Source organism: Brunnivagina elsteri CCALA 953, from assembly GCF_002289455.1.
Taxonomy (GTDB): domain Bacteria; phylum Cyanobacteriota; class Cyanobacteriia; order Cyanobacteriales; family Nostocaceae; genus Brunnivagina; species Brunnivagina elsteri.
In genome coordinates this window covers 12,630-16,451 of sequence record NZ_NTFS01000110.1, presented here as the reverse complement: position 1 = coordinate 16,451, position 3,822 = coordinate 12,630, and the positions used below count along the sequence as shown (strand labels likewise).

The 3,822-nt window shown below is 40.5% G+C and carries 4 protein-coding genes and 1 tRNA gene; 1 reads left to right on the top strand and 4 read right to left on the bottom strand.

Annotation, left to right across the window (positions count from 1 at the left end):
• Positions 1 to 271: 271 nt before the first annotated feature.
• Positions 272 to 889: an orotate phosphoribosyltransferase gene (pyrE, locus tag CK510_RS12080; protein ID WP_095721942.1), complete on the bottom strand. Its 618-nt coding sequence runs from the start codon at positions 887 to 889 to the stop codon at positions 272 to 274.
• Between the two features lie 112 nt (positions 890 to 1,001).
• Here pyrE and CK510_RS12075 point away from each other — a divergent pair, with 112 nt between their 5' ends.
• Positions 1,002 to 1,430: a hypothetical protein gene (locus tag CK510_RS12075; RefSeq protein ID WP_095721941.1), complete on the top strand. Its 429-nt coding sequence runs from the start codon at positions 1,002 to 1,004 to the stop codon at positions 1,428 to 1,430.
• Between the two features lie 45 nt (positions 1,431 to 1,475).
• On the opposite strand, the gene CK510_RS31710 is transcribed toward CK510_RS12075, so the two are convergent.
• The 3 genes from CK510_RS31710 to CK510_RS12065 form a co-directional block, all read right to left on the bottom strand.
• Positions 1,476 to 1,548: transfer RNA gene (locus CK510_RS31710), tRNA-Ile, on the bottom strand.
• A 96-nt stretch (positions 1,549 to 1,644) separates the two neighbouring features.
• Complete coding sequence (locus CK510_RS12070) at positions 1,645 to 2,430, bottom strand: ABC transporter permease (RefSeq protein WP_095721940.1); 786 nt, start codon at positions 2,428 to 2,430, stop codon at positions 1,645 to 1,647.
• A gap of 108 nt (positions 2,431 to 2,538) precedes the next feature.
• A complete protein-coding gene (locus CK510_RS12065) occupies positions 2,539 to 3,519 on the bottom strand; it encodes an ABC transporter ATP-binding protein (RefSeq protein ID WP_095721939.1) in 981 nt (326 codons plus the stop codon).
• Positions 3,520 to 3,822: the final 303 nt, after the last annotated feature.

Here is a 3,822-nt window from a genome sequence, read left to right as displayed (position 1 = left end):
AGTAGCGCGTACGTTCCACCCTGCGGGTAGACGCGCAAGCGGCTTCTGTTAAGTAGCAAGCTACAGAATGACCGAAGGGCATTTCTTTCTGTGGAGTTCTCTTACTGTATTTGACTATTAACAAAACACAAATTTAAGCAAAATCATAACTTAATTTTGTCTCGAATATGGTCAGGGCAAACAGCCGTTTGCCCCTACTGTAGCCATATATATCAAAATCAACACTCGCAATAACAGAGCATGTTTTTATATACTTGAGGCAGCATAATACTTAGGTCATTTCCCGATATCGTTGTTGAATATCCTCAATCCCGTACACTGCTTCAAACTTCAATTTTTGCGACTGGTAAAACTCCGCTCCTCCTTGTTTGCGGTCTACTAGTGAAATTACTTTCTCAACTGTATAACCTGCATCTCGCAATCTCTCTACAGCTTTCATCGCAGATTTTCCGGTGGTGACAACATCCTCAAGTACCACGACGTTTGCGGCTTTTACTAAAATCGGTCCTTCTATGTATGCTTGTGTACCATGACCTTTTGCCTCTTTACGAATAATCAATGCTGGTATCGGTCGATTTTCATAAGCGGAGACAACACTTACAGCACTTACAATTGGGTCTGCACCCAATGTTAACCCGGCTACAGCGTGGGTATTTGCTGGTAACATGGCTAAAAGTAAGCGACCTGTTGCTAATGCACCTTGGGGGTGAAGGGTGACTGGTTTACAGTTGATATAGTATTTACTAGGTTCTCCAGAGGAAAGGACAAAATCTCCTTCCTTGTACGCTTCTTGGCAAAGTAAATCTAATAACTTGTTGCGTAGAGTATTTATGTCGGTATTTGCAGCCCAAATTTCAGGTTGCGGGAGAATTTCAGCAGGATAACTCATTACAGATAGAAAAAAATTGTGCTACACCATTGATTGAACTCGCTTGAGTTCCCTTCCTTAAGCATAAGTTAATATGCGATCGCAAAGTAGAAAAAGTAGAGGAGTAATTATTATGGGTTTAAATTTTAGAGCAATGGCTGGTCTTTTGATACTGGCTGCTGCTAGTTTACCATCGGTTGCTGTGGCACAAGACACTGTTCCTAATTATGAGACAGCTAGTGAAGTTCTTGAAAGGGCTTTTTTCAAAAATAGTCCTGATTATTACCGAAATCAGGGGTTTAAGCGTGACGTTGATTTGATTTTAGGACCAGGTTCATTGTTCCGCAACTCTTTTCCAGAAAAGGAAATTGAAAGGGATGCTGATTTGGTAAATAAGGTTTACCGCGATGTCATTATGCAGCAGGCAATGAATGACCCCTACATGAGAACTCCTGATTTACCCAATCCTTACAATACATCATTAATGATGTCTCCACGACTAAACCAAAATAAACTCAAAAGTGGTACTGAGTTCCGTTTTGATGCAATGCCATCAAGATAAAAAAATATAGAGACGCGATATATTCCGTCTCTATTTTACTTAGAATCCAGGGTACAGGAGTTGAACCTGTCTGGTACGAATTATGAGTTCGTTGCCTAAACCGATCGGCCAACCCTGGTTAAAATTTGATTTTCAATGTACATTTCATATCTTAGCGTGCGATCGCAATTTTGTGTACTGTCTCACTGAAGAATATTTCAATACTATGCCAGTTCTAAGCTCCCATCCCCGAATACCGCTTCAAACCCGCACGCCATAATATCCTATTTAAACCCAAAAATAACAACGTCCAACCCACAATCATCGAAAATCCCCTCCAAATATCGGTTTCTAACCCCACCAAAAGACTGACGGGGAAATTAATTAAATAAGGAAAAGGTGTACATAAGACTGCTGCACGTACAGATTCGGGAAATACCTCTAATGGGGCAATTAACCCCGATAAAAACAAATAAAATAGAAACCAAAAATTTTCCAAAGCACTTGCCCGCTCTGTCCAAAATGCAAACATGGCAAATGTATATTGGATGGTAAAGCGGAGAATAAACGCAAGTAATACTGCTGGGACGAAAAGCAAGATTTGCGATAAACTAGGAACCCAAAAAGCCTGGGGGTAAAGTATAAAAAATAACACTATCAACAATAGCATGAAAGGCATACGAGCGCCACGTTCGGCGACATGGGAAGCAAAATGATGCCAACCGGGGTCTAAAGGCTGTAATAATCGAGGTGAAAGCTTACCTTCTACGACTTCCCGTTCAAATTCCCAAATCACCCACACAACCGTAAATTGCTGTACCAGAAACACAGCAATAAAATACCGGGCAAAATCCTGAGATGACAATCCAAATTGTCCCCCTTGTGCTGCTTGAGTCCATGCTCCCATTAAAATGATTGGTAGGGAACCTGATAAAACCCACAAAATCAATTCAGCACGATACTCCACCATGTAAGCGTAATTCACGGATAATAGTGTTTTTACTTTCTTCCAAATCATCATTATTTTATTGGATACAGATACTTAATACAGATACTTAATACAGAGAGACGTGATATATCTCGTCTCTACATCTACAGGGTTTCAGACTTACTGTGACTGTTAAGAAAATTAAACAACTCCTGCCTCAAATACTCTACCAATAACTTCTTCAACTGGTGGTTCAGTGACTGTTAAATCTAACACTTCCAAATCTGATAAAATCCGGGAAACTGTGCGGGTTAGCTTCTCCTGTTCGACAATAAAGCAAACCGATCGTCCTTCAACATGCTTGACATTTCCATAAAACTTTAACTTTTCTGTGGAGACTGGTTGTGCTAATTCTAAGTGAATCTCTCGATACGGTGCAAAGCGCTCTAACAAACCATTCAGACTACCATCGTATATCAAAGTACCTTGGTGAATCATTAAAACGCGATCGCACAAGGCTGTAATATCAGCCATGTAGTGACTAGTCAAAAGTATGGTTGCTCCATAGCGCCGATTATACTCGCGTAAAAACTCGCGTACACTTACTTGTGCATTCACATCCAATCCTAAAGTTGGTTCATCGAGGAATAGTACTTGGGGATGGTGTAACAATGCTGCCAGTAACTCAGCTTTCATCCGTTCACCTAATGATAACTTCCGCACGGGTTGGACAAGCTTTCCATCTAATGAGAGCATTTCCGTTAATTCTCCTACCCTTTCCCAAAATTCGCGATCGCTAATTCCATAAACAGCAGCGTTAATTTTCAGCGAATCTAGTGCGGGTAAATCCCAAATCAATTGTTGTTTTTGTCCCATTACCAGGGTAATTTTTTGCAAGAAGCTCTCTTGTCGTCGTACTGGAACATGTCCTGCAACTCTCACATTCCCGCTTGTGGGATGAATTAAACCTGTGAGCATTTTCAGTGTAGTTGTTTTACCAGCACCATTTGCTCCCAAAAAGCCAACAACTTCACCGGGGGCAATTTCAAACGAGACATCTTGAACGGCTCGAATTTGACGGTAAGTACGTCGGAAAAAATGGGATATTGTGCCTCGAAGACCAGGTTCTTTGACTGCGACGGGGTATGATTTGCTCAGGTTTTGAGCAATGATTATAGACATAGATTTGTCTTTTGGTAATGCACAAGCAAAATTGGAATTCTTTGGTAATACTAATATATTATTGGGGATTATTGATAGATATAGACAAATAATGTTTTAAAAATTCCTCAACCACGGCAAAAATTATAGATGCTTCCTTCGTTGACTCATGACAATTTTACTATTTGTCATTCATTCCTCAGATTCGGGGTTTTGTCATTCTGACGAAGGAAGAATCTCAGGTTACTGCGATTCCTACGGATAGCTGAACGCGATCGCATTTGTGGTACTTATTGAGATGCTTCGTTCCTCAGCATGACATTT